This window comes from Pseudomonas sp. S44 (assembly GCF_016624805.1).
Classification (GTDB): Bacteria; Pseudomonadota; Gammaproteobacteria; order Pseudomonadales; family Pseudomonadaceae; genus Aquipseudomonas; species Aquipseudomonas machongensis.
Genome location: NZ_JACVTY010000033.1, coordinates 14539 through 29195 on the forward strand (window position 1 = coordinate 14539; position 14657 = coordinate 29195).

The window sequence follows — 14657 nt, forward strand, 5'->3', positions numbered from 1 at the left end:
ACGTCACGGCCCGGGCTATCCGGGCCGTGACGTCTACGCTGGAGTCATTCGCAGGGAGGTTCCATGAAATCGCTACCGCTACGCGCTGCCCTGGCAGCGGTCATCCTGGGCGCTGCCGGCAACCTCGCGGCCAAGCCCCTGGTGGTGTGCACCGAAGCCAGCCCCGAAGGTTTCGATATCGTCCAGTACACCACCGCGGTCACCGCCGACGCCTCGGCCGAAACCGTGTTCAACCGCCTGGTCGACTTCAAGCCCGGCACCACCGATATCCAGCCGGCCCTGGCCGACAGCTGGGAAATCAGCGCCGACGGCCTGACCTACACCTTCCACCTGCGCCAGGGTGTGAAGTTCCACACCACCGACTACTTCACCCCCACCCGCGACTTCAATGCCGATGACGTGCTGTGGAGCCTGAACCGTCAGTTCGATGCCAAGCATCCGTGGCACGACAAGACCAGCGTCGGCTACCCCTATTTCGAGAGCATGGCCTTCGGGCAACTGCTCAAGTCGGTGAGCAAGACCGACGACCACACCGTGGTGATCACCCTTACCCGCCCGGAAGCGCCGTTCCTGCGCGACCTGGCCATGGCCTTCACCTCGATCTACTCCGCCGAATACGGCGACCAGTTGCTCAAGGCCGGCAAGACCGGCGACCTGAACAGCAAGCCGATCGGCACCGGGCCATTCGTGTTCCAGCGCTACAACAAGGACGCCCAGGTCCGCTTCAAGGCCAACCCCGACTACTTCCGCGGCAAGCCGCCCAGCGACACGCTGGTGTTCGCCATCGCCACCGACAACAACGTGCGCCTGCAGAAACTGCGGGCCAACGAATGCCAGATCGCCCTGTACCCCAAACCCGACGACGTCCCGGCGATCAAGACCGATCCCAAGCTCAAGGTCGCCGAGATCGAGGCCCTGGTCACCGGCTACATCGCCATGAATACCGAGCACAAGTACCTGAGCGACGTGCGCGTGCGAAAGGCGATCAACATCGCCTTCGACCGCCAGACCCACGTCGACCAGTTGTTCGGCAAGGGCAATGCGCTGGTCGGGGTCAACCCCTACCCGCCGACCATGATCGGCTACAACACCGCCAACAAGAACCCGCCGCGCGACCTCGACAAGGCCCGCGCCCTGCTCAAGGAAGCCGGCGTCCCCGAGGGCACCGCCATCACCCTGTTCACCCGCAACGGTGGCGGCCCGACCAACCCCAATCCGCGTTTGTCGGCCGAGATGCTGCAGGCCGACCTCGCCAGGATCGGGCTCAAGCTCGACATTCGCGTGATGGAGTGGGCCGAGATGCTACGCCGCGCCAAGAAGGGCGAGGCGGACCTGGTCTCCGCCGGCTGGGCCGGCGACAACGGTGACCCGGACAACTTCCTGACACCAATGCTCAGCTGTGATGCCGCCAAGACCGGCGAGAACTATGCGCGCTGGTGCAACCCTAAGTTCCAGGAACTGCTCACCCGTGCCCGCGAGATCATCGACAACGATGAGCGTGCCAAGCTCTATAGCGAGGCGCTGGCGGTGTACGATGAGGATCAACCGTGGATCAGCATGGCCCACCCGAAGATGTTCACGGCCATGCGCGACAACGTAGAGGGATATGTCATCAACCCTCTGACCAATAACAACTTCGCCACCACCAAGGTGAAGTAGAAGAAAAACATGACCGCCGGCCTCTGCAAGGGCCGGCGGCTGCCTTGACCGGCCGATGAGGTACCTCCGACGATGTTGAGTTTTATTGCCCGGCGCCTGGGCCTGCTGATACCGACCTTCTTCGGTATCACCCTGCTGACCTTCGCGCTCATACGCCTGATCCCCGGCGACCCGGTGGAAGTGATGATGGGCGAGCGCAGGGTCGACCCTGAAATGCACGCCCAGGCCATGGAACGCCTTGGCCTGAACAAACCCCTGCCAGCCCAGTACATGGATTACATCGGCAAGCTCGCCCAGGGCGATCTCGGCGAATCGCTGCGCTCGCGCGAGAGCGTGTGGAACGAGTTCACCACGCTGTTCCCCGCGACGCTGGAGTTGGCGTTCTGCGCATTGATCTTCGCCGGGGTCTTCGGCCTGTTGGCCGGGGTGATCGCGGCGCTCAAGCGCGGATCGTTGTTCGACCATGGGGTGATGGGCGTCTCGCTCGCCGGCTATTCCATGCCCATTTTCTGGTGGGGCCTGATTCTCATCATGTTCTCGTCGGTGAGCATGGGCTGGACGCCCGTGTCCGGGCGCATCGACCCACTGTACGACGTCGAGCCGGTGACCGGCTTCATGCTGATCGACACGCTGCTGGTGGGCGATGAAGGCTCGTTCAAGGATGCGTTCATGCACCTGATCCTGCCGACCATCGTGCTCGGGACCATCCCGCTGGCGGTGATCGCCCGCATGACCCGTTCCTCGATGCTCGAGGTGCTGCGCGAAGACTACATCCGTACCGCCCGCGCCAAGGGCCTGTCGCCGGCCCGCGTGGTGTTCGTGCACGGCTTGCGCAATGCGCTGATCCCGGTCCTGACGGTGTTCGGCCTGCAGGTCGGCACACTGCTCGCCGGTGCCGTGCTCACCGAAACCATCTTCTCCTGGCCGGGCATTGGCAAATGGCTGATCGAAGCCATCGGCGCCCGTGACTACCCCGTGGTCCAGAACGGCATCCTGTTGATCGCCTGCCTGGTGATCCTGGTCAACTTCGTCGTGGATATCCTCTACGGCCTGGCCAACCCACGCATCCGTCATCAGCGCTGAGGGCTCCGCCATGACTAACCCGACTTCCAACGCTGTGACCCAGGCCCCAACCGCCGACCACAGCCAGCTCTACCCCTCCCCGTACAAGGAATTCTGGCAGGCCTTCTCGCGCAACAAGGGCGCAGTAGCAGGCCTGGTCTTCATGTGCCTGATCGTGTTCTGTGCGCTGTTCGCCCCCTGGGTCGCGCCACACAACCCCAGCGAGCAATACCGCGACTTCCTGCTGACTCCACCGGTCTGGCTCGAGGGCGGCACCTGGCAGTTCATCCTCGGCACCGACGAACTGGGCCGCGACCTGCTCTCGCGCCTGATCCAGGGCGCACGCCTGTCGCTGCTGATCGGCCTGTCATCGGTGGTGATGTCGCTGATCCCCGGCATCCTGCTGGGCTTGTTCGCCGGTTTCTTTCCGCGTCTGCTCGGCCCGTCGATCATGCGCCTGATGGACGTGATGCTGGCCCTGCCTTCGCTGCTGCTGGCCGTGGCCATCGTCGCCATCCTCGGCCCCGGCCTGATCAACACCGTGATCGCCATCGCCGTGGTGTCGCTGCCCTCCTACGTACGCCTGACCCGCGCCGCGGTGATGGGCGAGCTGAACCGTGACTACGTCACCGCCGCACGTCTGGCCGGTGCCAGCCTGCCACGCCTGATGTTCGTCACCGTGCTGCCCAACTGCATGGCACCGCTGATCGTGCAGGCTACCTTGAGCTTCTCCTCGGCGATCCTCGACGCCGCTGCCCTGGGCTTCCTCGGCCTCGGCGTCCAGCCGCCCACGCCTGAGTGGGGCACCATGCTGGCCTCTGCTCGCGACTACATCGAGCGCGCCTGGTGGGTGGTGAGCCTGCCTGGCCTGACGATCCTGCTCAGCGTGCTGGCAATCAACCTGATGGGCGACGGCCTGCGCGACGCGCTGGACCCGAAACTCAAGAACGCCGCCTGAGGAGAGCGCCATGTCACTGTTGCAGATCAACAACCTGAACGTGCGCTTCGGCGACACCAACGCAGTACCCGTGGTAGACGGCCTCGACCTGTCGGTGGACGCCGGCGAGATCCTCGCCATCGTCGGCGAGTCCGGCTCCGGCAAGTCGGTGACCATGATGGCCCTGATGGGCCTGATCGACGCCCCCGGCCGCATCACCGCCGACAGCCTCACCTTCGACGGCACCGACATGCTCAAGCTCAGCGGTCGTCAACGGCGCAAGGTGGTAGGCAAGGACATCGCCATGGTCTTCCAGGACCCGATGACCGCACTCAATCCCAGCTACACCGTGGGCTACCAGATCGAGGAAGTGCTGCGCCAACACCTCGGTCTGAAGGGCAAGGCAGCACGCCAGCGCGCGTTGGAGCTGCTCAAGAAAGTCGAGATCCCGGCCGCCGAAAGCCGCCTGGACGCTTACCCGCACCAGCTCTCCGGCGGCATGAGCCAGCGCGTCGCAATCGCCATGGCGATTGCTGGCGAACCCAAGCTGCTGATCGCCGACGAACCGACCACCGCCCTCGATGTGACCATTCAGGCGCAGATCATGGAACTGCTGGTCAACCTGCAGAAGGAGCGCAACATGGCGCTCATCCTGATCACCCACGACCTGGCAGTGGTCGCGGAAACCGCCAGGCGGGTGTGCGTGATGTATGCAGGACAGGCAGTGGAAGTGGGCCAGGTGCCGGAACTGTTCGACATCCCCGCACACCCTTACAGCGAAGCGCTGCTGGCGGCGATCCCCGAGCACAGCATCGGCGCCGAACGGCTGGCCACACTGCCCGGCATCGTGCCTGGGCGCTATGACCGCCCCCAGGGTTGCCTGCTGTCGCCGCGTTGCCCTTATGTCCGTGACAACTGCCGGGCACAGCGTCCGGCCCTCGATCCCCAGGCCCACAGCCTGGTGCGCTGCTTCTACCCGTTGAACCAGGAGGTGGCGTGATGACTGTCGTTCTGTCCGCCCGTGAACTGACCCGTCACTACGAAGTCTCCCGCGGCCTGTTCAAGGGCCATGCACTGGTGCGCGCGCTCAATGGCGTGTCGTTCGAACTGGAGGCCGGCAAGACCCTGGCCGTGGTCGGCGAGTCCGGCTGCGGCAAGTCCACCCTCGCCCGTGCCCTGACCCTGATCGAAGAGCCGTCCTCGGGCTCGCTGCAAATTGCCGGCACCGAGGTCAACGGCGCCGACAAGGCCCAGCGCAAGCAACTGCGCCGTGATGTGCAGATGGTCTTCCAGAGCCCCTATGCGTCACTCAATCCGCGGCAGAAGATCGGCGACCAACTGGCCGAGCCGCTGCTGATCAATACCTCGCTGAGCAAGACCGAGCGCCGCGACAAGGTGCAGAAGATGATGCAGCAGGTCGGTCTGCGCCCCGAGCACTACCAGCGCTATCCGCACATGTTCTCAGGCGGTCAACGCCAGCGTATCGCCCTGGCTCGGGCGATGATGCTGCAGCCCAAGGTACTGGTCGCGGACGAACCCACCTCGGCGCTCGATGTATCGATCCAGGCCCAGGTGCTGAACCTGTTCATGGACCTGCAGAAAGAGTTCAACACCGCCTATGTGTTCATCTCGCACAACCTCGCGGTGGTGCGGCATGTCGCTGACCAGGTGCTGGTGATGTACCTGGGGCGCCCGGCGGAAATGGGGCCGAAGGAAGATATCTACGACAAGCCGCTGCATCCCTACACCCAGGCACTGCTCTCGGCGACTCCAGCCATTCACCCCGACCCGCTGAAGCCGAAGATCCGCATCGCCGGCGAGCTGCCCAACCCGCTTAATCCGCCTGATGGCTGCGCCTTCCACAAGCGCTGCCCCTATGCCACCGAGCGTTGTGGCAAGGAGATTCCGGCGTTCAGGCAGGTCGGGACGCGGCAGGTGGCGTGTCACTATGCTGAGCAGTTCCTGTAAAGCGGCATAAAGCCGCTTCTGCGGGTTGTACAGTTGCGAGAAGGGCCGCATTAGCGGCCCTTTTCTATTAGTGCATGAAGATCGCGATCAGAATGATCACCGGGATTGGCACCCCAAGCATCCAGAGCAGAATCGAGCGCATGATGGTTCCTCCAGTCGTGAATTCGAATTAACGGACAACAGTGGTCGAAGCATGCAGCGCACGCGGGTCTTCTTCGACCCAACGAGCACGGTCACGCAGGCGACCACCGAACAAGGCTGCGAAGCTTGCGAAGAACGCACCGCACAGCAGGGCGATGAAGGTCCAGATGGCGGTCCAGGCCGCAACCTTCGCTGCGGTCTCGGCAGCTTCCTGCGCAGCCTGCTTGGCCTGCGCGGCATCCTGACGCGCCTCTTCATAGACTTGCTCGACGCGGGCCTGGGCCTCGGCCTGGGTCAGGCGAGTACGCTGGGCCACCAGTTGCGCCAGGTAAGTGCGATCCTCGGCAGCCATCCCGCCATCGGCAGCCAGGCCGCGGATCAGGATCCGGCTGGCCACGCCATTGGCCGCATCCTCGCTTACCGCGACCGGGCCGTCGCCACGGAATAGACGATCGACGTAGTAGCCCATAGGGTCGGCGGCGCCCGAAGGCTTGCTCTTGTCATCATTCATGGAAACGCTGGCCACGGCACCCGAGGCGGCAGCAGCACCCGCCGAAGCACCAGCACTGGCAAGCCCCCCTGCCGAAGACACGACCATCAACACCGTGACCAGGGTCGCAATAGCCCAGGACAGGAAGCCATGGGCGGTATCGCGGAAATACACCTCGTCACCATGCAGGTTGGCCCACTTCACTCGCAAGCGGCCAGCCATGTACCCGCCCAGCCCGGAGGCGAGGATCTGGGTAATCAGCAGCCAGACGATGGTGGATATCCCCAGCGCCTTTGCGCTGGCACCTTCGTTGGCCCAAGGCGAGGAGGCGGCAAAGCCCAGGCCCGCGCCCAGTATCACGAGGATCAACGACAACGCAGCCGCAGCAGCGGCACCGGCGAAGATGGCAGCCCAGGAAACGCCCGAGCGGTTCGGGGCCTCGGAGACAGCAGTTGGCAGATCGGCAGTGGTAATCATGATTCGGCGCCTTATGAGGGTGAGCAAAACTTCCGTTTTGTTTGCCACTCGATTGGTGCAGCGCGCGTGCCAGTTGTGACAAAAAATGACTCCCAACTAAATCAGGCACTTAGGCAAAAACCACTTCCTAGGATCGTGCGAATCGCCCGAACCCACCCAGTTGAACAGGGCGTTATGCAGTATCCACAGCCCTGGGGCCTCAGCGGTCAGACTGCACGCCCTTGTCGGCTGAAGCAGCCCGATGCATTATCGGCCCATGACCGCCACCCTCCTTCCAGACGGCCCCGCCCAGACCCCGCTCACTGCGGAAGTCGTCATGCGCTACCACTTGTGCTGGAAGCATCGTGACCTGGATGGGGTCATGGCGCTGTATCACCCGGAAATCCAATACCACGACTTTTTCCAGAACCGCGTGCTCGGCTTCGATGAGCTGCGCGAGTACGTGCGCGTCTCGTTGCCGCACGAAGCCGGGGAAGACATCGTCCACAGCGACCGCATCCGGGTCGACGGTTGCACAGCCTTCATCCAGTACCAGGTGACGGTCCAGGGCGGTGAAGGTCTGGTGGCTTTCCAGTCCAGCGAGGCGATCACGGTCAAGGACAACCTGATCTGGCGGGTCAATGAATACGGCACGCTGATCCGCCGCGACGGCAAGGGCGCCAGCGCGTCCGGGCCACGTCCCGCCACCAGCCGCCTGGGTCTTTCGCCCCGCCAGTTGAGCACCATGGCCCAGGACCTCGAACACTATTTCCAGGCCCAACGTCCCTACCTGGACCCTGAGCTGGACCTGCAGCAGGTGGCAGAAGAAAGCGGCTATAGCCGCAACCAGATTTCCTACCTGCTCAACCAGGTGCTGGGCCAGAGTTTCTACCGCTACGTCAACCAGGCCCGCCTGCAGCATCTTCTGGCCGGGCTCGAAGGCGCAGGCTGCCGAGCCCCCATCGACGAACTGGCTTTCGATGCCGGCTTCAATTCGCTGTCGGCTTTCTACAAGTGCTTCCGCGAACACACCGGGCTCTCGCCCAAGGCCTACGTGAAGCAGATTTCTCTGCGTGCACGCACGTAAGACAGCGAAGCGCCCGCACTACTAGCATCGCTCCCAGAACCTTGAACGGAAGTGGGAGCAGTACCTGATGCAAGCCTGGCGCACGATCAGCCTCTGGATGGACCAGCTCGACGAGCCGCTCGACGCTCGCCCGTCGCTGCAACAGGACCTGGATGTCGACGTGTGCATCATCGGCGCCGGCTATACCGGCCTGTGGACAGCCTACTACCTCAAGCGCCAGGCCCCGCACCTGCGCATCGCCATCCTCGAGGCCAACACCGCAGGCTTCGGCGCCTCCGGGCGCAACGGCGGCTGGCTGATGGGCAACCTGCTGGGCGAAGACCGCCTGCTGGCCACCCTTTCCCCACAACAGCGCCGCGCCAGCGTCGACCTGCTGCATGCCATCCCTGACGAAGTGCACGGCGTGCTGCAACGCGAAGGCATCGACTGCGACTACCGCAAGGGTGGGGTCATCTACTGCGCCGCCCGCTACCCGGAGCAGGAGCGCAGCCTGCGCGCCTACCTCGACGACTTGTACCGCCAGGGCATGAACGAAGACGACTACCGCTGGCTCAAGCCCGAACAACTGGCCGGCCAACTGCGCGTCAGCAATGCCTACGGCGCGATCTTCAGCCCCCACGTCGCGACCATACAGCCCGCCAAGCTGGTGCGCGGCCTGGCACGCGTGGTCGAGGGCATGGGCGTGCCCATCTACGAAAACACCCCGGCCAGCGACTGGCAGACCGGTGAGGTGCGCACCGCCCAGGCCAAGGTCCGTTGCCAATGGGTCGTGCCGGCGGTCGAAGGCTACGCCGCCAGCCTGCCGCCGCTGGGTCGCCATCAACTGCCCGTGCAAAGCCTGCTGGTGGCCACCGAGCCGCTGCCGGAATCGGCCTGGGAGCAGATCGGCCTGAGCCAGGGCCAGGCCTTCAGCGAAGGCAGCCGCCAGGTCACCTACGGTCAGCGCACCACCGACAACCGCCTGGTGTTCGGCGCCCGCGGCGGGTATCGCTTCGGTGGCCGCCTGCGCGAGGACTTCAGCCTCAGCGACGCCGAGATCAAGCTGCGCCGCTATCTGTTCGGCGAGCTGTTCCCGCACCTCAAGAACGTGCGCATCACCCACTCCTGGGGCGGCAACCTGGGGATGGCGCGGCGCTTCCGTCCGCACATGCTGTGCGACCGTCAACGCGGCCTGGCGCTATCGGGTGGCTATGGCGGCGAAGGTGTCGGCGCCACCAACCTGGGCGGGCGCACGCTCGCGGCACTGATTCTCGGCCAGCACAACGAACTGACAGCCCAGCCCTGGGTCCACGACAACCGCCCGCTGTCGAGCCTGGCCAGTTGGCCGCCCGAGCCCTGCCGCTGGCTAGGCTACAACGCGATCATCCAGAGTTTCGTCCACGAGGACCGCACCCTCGCCAACCCGGCCAGCCCGGCCTGGCGGCGGCGCCTGGCCAGCGGCCTGGCCGGATTCATGGAAGGTTTCATGCACTGAGTTGCACCCACTACCACAAGAGATCCTGCAGTCATGAGCATCACCCAGTTCAAGCACACCGACAGCGCCGCGCTGGAAACCTCCAACCCGGTCGCCGTCCCCCTCGGAGAACCCGTCGCAGTGACATCGGTCACCTGCGTCGAACGCAACGATGGCGTCGAAACCGGTATCTGGGAATGTACCCCCGGGCGCTGGCGCCGGCAGATCGTGCAACAGGAGTTCTGCCATTTCATCAAGGGCCGCTGCACCTTCACCCCCGACGGTGGCGAGCCGCTGGTCATAGAAGCCGGAGACGCACTGATGCTACCGGCCAACAGCACCGGGATCTGGGATATCCAGGAAACCGTGCGCAAGACCTACGTACTGATTTTCTGATCCGCTGATCGCCTGCCGTTCTTCGATAACAACAGACAAAGCAAGGTAAACCGGACATGCGCAAACTCCTCCTCGCCCCCCTGATGCTGGCTGCTGGCGTCGCCAGTGCCGCCGACTCGGTGAAGATCTACAACTGGTCCAGCTACATCGCACCCGACACGCTGCAGAACTTCCAGAAAGCCACCGGCATCGTGCCCACCTACGATGTCTACGACAGCAACGAAACCCTCGACGGCAAGCTGATGACCGGCAACTCCGGTTACGACGTGGTCTTCCCCTCCAACCACTTCATGGCCCGGCAGATCCAGGGCAAGGCCTTGAAGAAGCTCGACAAGAGCCAGCTGCCGAACTGGCAGAACCTCAATCCGGTGCTGCTCAAGGCGTTGGAGGTGAACGACCCCGGCAACCAGTACGGCTTCCCGTACCTGTGGGGCAGCACCGGCATCGGCTACAACATCGACAAGGTCAAGGCCGTGCTAGGCGACAAGGCACCGGTCGATTCGTGGGACCTGGTGTTCAAGCCCGAGAACATGGAAAAGCTCAAGAGCTGTGGCGTGGCCATGCTCGACAACGGCCCGGAGTTGCTGCCGATCGCCCTGAACTATCTGGGCCTGCCGCCGCACAGTCAGAATCCCGATGACTACAAGAAGGCCCAGGCACTGCTGATGAAAGTGCGTCCGTACATCAGTTACTTCCACTCCTCGAAGTACACCGGCGACCTGGCCAACGGCAACATCTGCGTGGTGGTCGGTTTCTCCGGCGACGTGCTGCAGGCCAAGAACAGCGCCGACGATGCGAAGAACGGGGTGAAGGTGGGTTACTCGATTCCCAAGGAGGGTGCGCCGCTGTGGTTCGACATGGTCGCCATGCCGGCCGACGCTCCGGACGAGAAGGCAGGCTACGCCTACATGAACTACCTGCTGCAGCCTGAGGTGATGGCCGGCATCAGTAACTCGGTGCAGTACGCCAACGGCAACGCCAAGGCCGATGCTCTGGTCGATCCCGCGCTCAAGCAGAACACCATGATCTACCCAAGCGCGGATGTGATGGGCAAGCTGTTCGCCCTGGAAGCGATGCCGGCGAAGATCGACCGCATTCGCACGCGGCTCTGGACCAGCATCAAAGCGGGTAACTGAAGCTCCGCCTCCCCCCCGCAGACACCAGGGTGTGTGTGGGGGGTACAGGCGATTTCAGCGCACCACCGTCACCCGCCCGAACAGTGTCTGCGGCACGAAGCCCATCACCTTGCCCAACGACGCCAGCGCCAGCATGGGCTCCTCCACCGGGAAACTGCCGCTGACCTTGCGTTGCGCCAAGGCATCGTCGAGCAACAGGATACGCCCCGGGTAATACCGTCCCAGGTCCTCGACCACCTGCGCCAGCGGCACCTGGTAATAGTTCAGCCAGCCCTGGCGCCAGGCCAGGCGACTGTCACTGTCCACGGCACTGATCGCCCCCGCCACGCCCTGGGCATAGTCCAGTTGCTGATTGGCGGTCAGCTCACGCGCCACGGCGCCGGTAATCGGTGTCACCGCTACCCGTCCACTGCGCACGGTAACCTGGGCGCCGTCGCCCTGCCCGCGTACCTCGAACTGAGTGCCCAGCACTCGCACTTCGCCGCCCGCCGCATCGACCAGGAACGGCGCACCGGTGTGGGTCACCTCGAAGAACGCCGCGCCGCGCAGCAGGCGCACGCGCCGCTCGCCATGGTCGAAATCCACGACCACGGCGCTGTTGGCATCCAGGGTCAGGCGTGACTGGTCGGCCAGGGTGACCTGGCGCACATGCTCATCACTGCGATAGTCGGCGCGCAGGTCCTGCAACCAGTATTGCGGCTGCCAACCGGCCAGGCTGCCCAGCGCCAGCACCAGGCAGGCCGCTGCCGCCAGTGCTCCGCCACGCCGCCCCCAGCGGGCTTTCGGTCGGCGCATGGCCTGCAGGTAGTGCTCGAGGCCCTCGCGTTCCTCTGCGGCCAGACGCGCGGCGGGCGCTTCGGTCTGTTGCCACAGGGCCTGGGCCTCGGCATAGGCGGCGCGGTGCGCCGGATCGGCCAACAACCAGCGCTTGAACTCAGCGCCTTCGGCTGCCGGAGGATGCTCGTTGATGCGGCTCAGCCAGCCCAGGGCCATGCGCGACTGCTCGGCGGTGATCGGATAGGGCTGGCTCATCGACGGTCGCTCCCTGGCCTGCGCAATGGGGTAGCGGGCTCGGCGACACTCGCCTTGCACGCTTCGAGGGCGCGCATCATATGCTTTTCCACCGCACTCTGGGACACCTGCATGGCCTTGGCGATCTCGCCGTACTTGCAGCCGTGGATGCGGTTGAGCAGGAAGATCTGTCGCGTACGTTCCGGCAAGGCGCGCAGGGCCTGCTCGATGCGGCGCAGATCGTGATCGACCTCCAGCGCCTGCTCTGGCGCCTGGGCCGAGAGCGCCTCGTCGCTGATCGACAGCCCTTCGGCGACCCGACCGCGACTGCCTTCGCTGCGCAGGTGGTCGATCGCCAGGTTGCCGGCGCAGCGCAACAGGTAGGTGTCGAGCGCTTCGACCTTGACCGCAGGCCGACGCCAGAAGCGCAGGAACAGTTCCTGGACCAGGTCCGAGGCCGTGGCACGACAGCCAACGCGCCGGCTGACCAGCGCCTCCATGCGCCCGCGCTGGGCCAGGAACACCTGCAGGAACCGCGCCCGGCCACCGGCCTCGTCGAGGTCGGGCTCGCTCACGCGCCAAACACCGCCACGACCGGCGCCAACACCAGGCTCGCCGCCGCCAGGCTCAGTAGCAGGCGGGGTTGGTACGGCAGGCCGAATACCCAGAGGGTCAGCCCGGCCATCAACACGGCCGTCCACTCCACCAGCCCCAGCGCCCAGCCACGCAAGTGCACGGCCAGTACCGCCGACAGCACCAGCAGTAGCCAGCCGGCGATGCGCAAAGCACGCAACTGGGCCTGCCGCGGCTTGCGACCCAGCAGGTCGGTGAAGTGTTTTTCCATGGCCAGGCACAAGGCAGCCAGGCCGGCAAAGGTAGACAGGGCCAGGCTCAGCATCAACTCGCCTCCACGGTTTCGGTGCGGGCCTTGACCTTGGCCGAGCGTTTGGCGACTGGCTTGGGCGCGCGCAGCATCTTGCCGGCCGCCCAGCCGAGGAACAGCCCGGTGGCCAGGGCCGTGAGATCGAAGCCGGCCATCGCCCAGTCACCGGCGATCAGCGAATGGTCCAGGCCCTGACCGGTGGTCACGGCATTGAGCAGCGGCAACGCAGCGAACACCACGGCACCCAGCGCCAACTGCTCGCCCCAGGCGCGACGACCGGGGCGCAGCATGGCGTGAAGCAGCGACAGTGCCCAGACCATGAAGAACGCATTGACCTCCCAGTCGGCGCGCCCTTGCAGCCCGATCGGCAGCAGGCGATTGGCCCAGAAGAACGCCGCCACGCCCAGCAGCAGGCCGCTCATGCTGGCGATGTTGAGGACCTCGACCAGGCGCAGCTCCGCAGGCATGCGCTCGCTCTTGGCATGCTTGAGCTGACGCTTGCCCAGCCACATCACAAGGCCAGTGCCGATCACCGCCGTGCCGGCGACACCGAAGATGAAGTACAACCAGCGCAGCCATGGCCCGGCGAAGTTGCCCATGTGCAGGCCGACAAAGGTAAAGGAGGTCATCATTGCGGCGCTTTCCGGCGCACCTTGGGTCAGCAGTGCACCGGTGGCACCGTCGAAGGTCCAGTTGGCGCTGCGCTTGTACGCGACACTGTCGGCCGAGGCACGATTCAAGGTGACACGGGCATTCTGGTCGCCAGGATTCTGCACCTGAATGAAGCCCATGCGTGCGCCTGGCGCTTGCTCCTGGACCTTGGCGTACAGGCTCGACAGTGGGACCAGCGGCGTGGCCACCCCGGCCACCTTCGGCACCTCGTCACGGCCGAACAGGTCGTTGAAATAACCGTTGGGGCTGCCATAGCTGGCCATGATTCCGGCCGGCATGACCATGTACATGAAGATCACCAGGCTGCTGTAGCTGATCATCAGGTGGAAGGGCAGCACCAGCACGCCAATGGCGTTGTGGCCATCGAGCCATGAGCGCTGGCCCTTGCCGGGACGGAAGGTGAAGAACTCCTTGAAGATCTTCTTGTGGGTGATGATCCCGGTCACCAGCCCCAGCAGCATGATGAAGGCACAGAAGGTCGACAGCCAGCGCCCCCAGGGGTGGGGCATCTCCAACTGGAAATGGAAACGGTAGAAAAACTCGCCGCCACGGCTGTCGCGGCCCTCGACCACCTCGCCGCTGGCCGCGTCCAGCTCCTTGCTGGTGAAGCCGCGTCGGCCACCGGCGTTGGGATCGCGATAGCCGACACTCAGCGCCGCCTCGCGCTCGCTGGGCAGGCGGATGAACCAGGTGCTGGCATCGGCGGCGTTGGCTTGCAGGTAGCGCTGCGCCATCTCCAGGCTGGCCGCCGGATTCAGCGGATGGCTGTGGATTTCCGGTTTGGTCCAGTGGTTGATCTCTTCCTTGAAGTAGGCGAGCGTGCCGGTGAGGAAGATGGCGAACAACAGCCAGCCGAAGATCAGGCCGGTCCAGGTATGCAGCCAGGCCATGGCCTGGCGGAAGCCCTCTTTCATGGGTTCTTCATCCAGTAAGCCAGCCCGCCGATCGCGCCCAGCACCAGGCTCGGCAGCAATACGCCCAGCCAGGCGCGCAATGCGCTGCGGCAGGCGAAGCACCAGATGAAGGCGAGCAGGTAGAACACGAACGACAGCATCATCCCGGTCAGTGCCGCATCGACCTGGGCGCCGGGCATCAGCAGGCTGACACAGACGCTGGCCGCCGAGGCCAGCAGGTAGCCGCCCAACAACGCAGCCAGGCTGCGCGAGGTCACAGCCAGGCGGTAGCTCAGGGGCAGGCCGGCGGCTTTGCTTTTCATGGGGCGACGGTCCGGGGCAAGGTCAAGAGGGTGCAATAGTAATGATTTCAATTCTCATAAGCAAAGATTGGAGATGAGCTGCTGCGATCC

Annotated in this window: 15 protein-coding genes; 9 read left to right on the forward strand and 6 right to left on the reverse strand. The window is 64.7% G+C overall.

Features of this window, described 5'->3' with window-relative positions; all coding sequences use genetic code 11:
• Window positions 1-63 precede the first annotated feature (63 nt).
• The 5 genes from IAE40_RS21225 to IAE40_RS21245 all read left to right on the forward strand — a co-directional run bounded on the left by IAE40_RS21225 (window position 64) and on the right by IAE40_RS21245 (window position 5626).
• Entirely contained in the window at window positions 64-1659 is a 1596-nt protein-coding gene (locus IAE40_RS21225; RefSeq protein ID WP_200603812.1) for an ABC transporter substrate-binding protein, read from the forward strand.
• Between the two features lie 72 nt (window positions 1660-1731).
• On the forward strand, window positions 1732-2742 hold the full coding sequence (locus IAE40_RS21230; RefSeq protein ID WP_054893480.1) for an ABC transporter permease subunit: 1011 nt from the start codon (window positions 1732-1734) through the stop codon (window positions 2740-2742).
• 10 nt (window positions 2743-2752) lie between these two features.
• Complete coding sequence (locus IAE40_RS21235; RefSeq protein WP_054893481.1) at window positions 2753-3679, forward strand: ABC transporter permease subunit; 927 nt, start codon at window positions 2753-2755, stop codon at window positions 3677-3679.
• A 10-nt stretch (window positions 3680-3689) separates the two neighbouring features.
• Window positions 3690-4658 (forward strand): ABC transporter ATP-binding protein, encoded by a 969-nt coding sequence (locus IAE40_RS21240; RefSeq protein WP_063543131.1) that lies wholly within the window; start codon window positions 3690-3692, stop codon window positions 4656-4658.
• Window positions 4658-5626, forward strand: coding sequence for a peptide ABC transporter ATP-binding protein (locus tag IAE40_RS21245; protein ID WP_054893483.1), 969 nt, complete (start codon window positions 4658-4660; stop codon window positions 5624-5626). Before IAE40_RS21240 ends, IAE40_RS21245 begins: the two co-directional genes overlap by 1 nt.
• A 169-nt stretch (window positions 5627-5795) precedes the next feature.
• On the opposite strand, the gene IAE40_RS21250 is transcribed toward IAE40_RS21245, so the two are convergent.
• Window positions 5796-6734 carry a hypothetical protein gene (locus IAE40_RS21250; protein ID WP_063543127.1) on the reverse strand — a complete coding sequence of 313 codons (939 nt, stop codon included), beginning with the start codon at window positions 6732-6734 and terminating at the stop codon, window positions 5796-5798.
• Between the two features lie 241 nt (window positions 6735-6975).
• On the opposite strand from IAE40_RS21250, the gene IAE40_RS21255 reads away from it, so the two are divergent.
• The 4 genes from IAE40_RS21255 to IAE40_RS21270 all read left to right on the forward strand — a co-directional run bounded on the left by IAE40_RS21255 (window position 6976) and on the right by IAE40_RS21270 (window position 10785).
• Window positions 6976-7800, forward strand: coding sequence for an AraC family transcriptional regulator (locus IAE40_RS21255; RefSeq protein WP_176717866.1), 825 nt, complete (start codon window positions 6976-6978; stop codon window positions 7798-7800).
• Window positions 7801-7867: 67 nt separating this feature from the next.
• On the forward strand, window positions 7868-9274 hold the full coding sequence (locus tag IAE40_RS21260) for an NAD(P)/FAD-dependent oxidoreductase (RefSeq protein WP_200603813.1): 1407 nt from the start codon (window positions 7868-7870) through the stop codon (window positions 9272-9274).
• A 33-nt stretch (window positions 9275-9307) separates the two neighbouring features.
• Window positions 9308-9649 carry a cupin domain-containing protein gene (locus IAE40_RS21265; protein ID WP_054893487.1) on the forward strand — a complete coding sequence of 114 codons (342 nt, stop codon included), beginning with the start codon at window positions 9308-9310 and terminating at the stop codon, window positions 9647-9649.
• 56 nt (window positions 9650-9705) lie between these two features.
• On the forward strand, window positions 9706-10785 hold the full coding sequence (locus IAE40_RS21270; protein WP_054893488.1) for a polyamine ABC transporter substrate-binding protein: 1080 nt from the start codon (window positions 9706-9708) through the stop codon (window positions 10783-10785).
• Between the two features lie 54 nt (window positions 10786-10839).
• Here IAE40_RS21270 and IAE40_RS21275 read toward each other — a convergent pair whose 3' ends face one another.
• Genes IAE40_RS21275 through IAE40_RS21295 form a run of 5 tightly spaced genes read right to left on the reverse strand, consistent with a single transcriptional unit; the run spans window position 10840 to window position 14567 of the window.
• Window positions 10840-11817 (reverse strand): FecR family protein, encoded by a 978-nt coding sequence (locus IAE40_RS21275; RefSeq protein WP_200603814.1) that lies wholly within the window; start codon window positions 11815-11817, stop codon window positions 10840-10842.
• Window positions 11814-12371 carry an RNA polymerase sigma factor gene (locus IAE40_RS21280; RefSeq protein ID WP_153772688.1) on the reverse strand — a complete coding sequence of 186 codons (558 nt, stop codon included), beginning with the start codon at window positions 12369-12371 and terminating at the stop codon, window positions 11814-11816. The genes IAE40_RS21275 and IAE40_RS21280 overlap by 4 nt, the downstream gene beginning before the upstream one ends.
• Window positions 12368-12694 (reverse strand): DUF3325 domain-containing protein, encoded by a 327-nt coding sequence (locus tag IAE40_RS21285; RefSeq protein ID WP_200603815.1) that lies wholly within the window; start codon window positions 12692-12694, stop codon window positions 12368-12370. Before IAE40_RS21285 ends, IAE40_RS21280 begins: the two co-directional genes overlap by 4 nt.
• Complete coding sequence (locus IAE40_RS21290; RefSeq protein ID WP_200603816.1) at window positions 12694-14265, reverse strand: PepSY-associated TM helix domain-containing protein; 1572 nt, start codon at window positions 14263-14265, stop codon at window positions 12694-12696. Before IAE40_RS21290 ends, IAE40_RS21285 begins: the two co-directional genes overlap by 1 nt.
• A complete protein-coding gene (locus IAE40_RS21295) occupies window positions 14262-14567 on the reverse strand; it encodes a DUF3649 domain-containing protein (protein ID WP_054893493.1) in 306 nt (101 codons plus the stop codon). Before IAE40_RS21295 ends, IAE40_RS21290 begins: the two co-directional genes overlap by 4 nt.
• Between the last annotated feature and the right edge of the window lie 90 nt (window positions 14568-14657).

Excerpts from the sequence above, each read along its gene's own strand:
- IAE40_RS21265 (WP_054893487.1), top strand. The coding sequence starts at position 9,308 with ATGAGCATCACCCAGTTCAAGCACACCGACAGCGCCGCGCTGGAAACC.
- IAE40_RS21255 (WP_176717866.1), top strand. The coding sequence starts at position 6,976 with ATGCATTATCGGCCCATGACCGCCACCCTCCTTCCAGACGGCCCCGCC.
- IAE40_RS21295 (WP_054893493.1), bottom strand. The coding sequence starts at position 14,567 with ATGAAAAGCAAAGCCGCCGGCCTGCCCCTGAGCTACCGCCTGGCTGTG.
- IAE40_RS21290 (WP_200603816.1), bottom strand. The coding sequence starts at position 14,265 with ATGAAAGAGGGCTTCCGCCAGGCCATGGCCTGGCTGCATACCTGGACC.
- IAE40_RS21235 (WP_054893481.1), top strand. The coding sequence starts at position 2,753 with ATGACTAACCCGACTTCCAACGCTGTGACCCAGGCCCCAACCGCCGAC.
- IAE40_RS21245 (WP_054893483.1), top strand. The coding sequence starts at position 4,658 with ATGACTGTCGTTCTGTCCGCCCGTGAACTGACCCGTCACTACGAAGTC.
- IAE40_RS21225 (WP_200603812.1), top strand. The coding sequence starts at position 64 with ATGAAATCGCTACCGCTACGCGCTGCCCTGGCAGCGGTCATCCTGGGC.
- IAE40_RS21250 (WP_063543127.1), bottom strand. The coding sequence starts at position 6,734 with ATGATTACCACTGCCGATCTGCCAACTGCTGTCTCCGAGGCCCCGAAC.
- IAE40_RS21230 (WP_054893480.1), top strand. The coding sequence starts at position 1,732 with ATGTTGAGTTTTATTGCCCGGCGCCTGGGCCTGCTGATACCGACCTTC.
- IAE40_RS21260 (WP_200603813.1), top strand. The coding sequence starts at position 7,868 with ATGCAAGCCTGGCGCACGATCAGCCTCTGGATGGACCAGCTCGACGAG.
- IAE40_RS21240 (WP_063543131.1), top strand. The coding sequence starts at position 3,690 with ATGTCACTGTTGCAGATCAACAACCTGAACGTGCGCTTCGGCGACACC.
- IAE40_RS21275 (WP_200603814.1), bottom strand. The coding sequence starts at position 11,817 with ATGAGCCAGCCCTATCCGATCACCGCCGAGCAGTCGCGCATGGCCCTG.
- IAE40_RS21285 (WP_200603815.1), bottom strand. The coding sequence starts at position 12,694 with ATGCTGAGCCTGGCCCTGTCTACCTTTGCCGGCCTGGCTGCCTTGTGC.
- IAE40_RS21270 (WP_054893488.1), top strand. The coding sequence starts at position 9,706 with ATGCGCAAACTCCTCCTCGCCCCCCTGATGCTGGCTGCTGGCGTCGCC.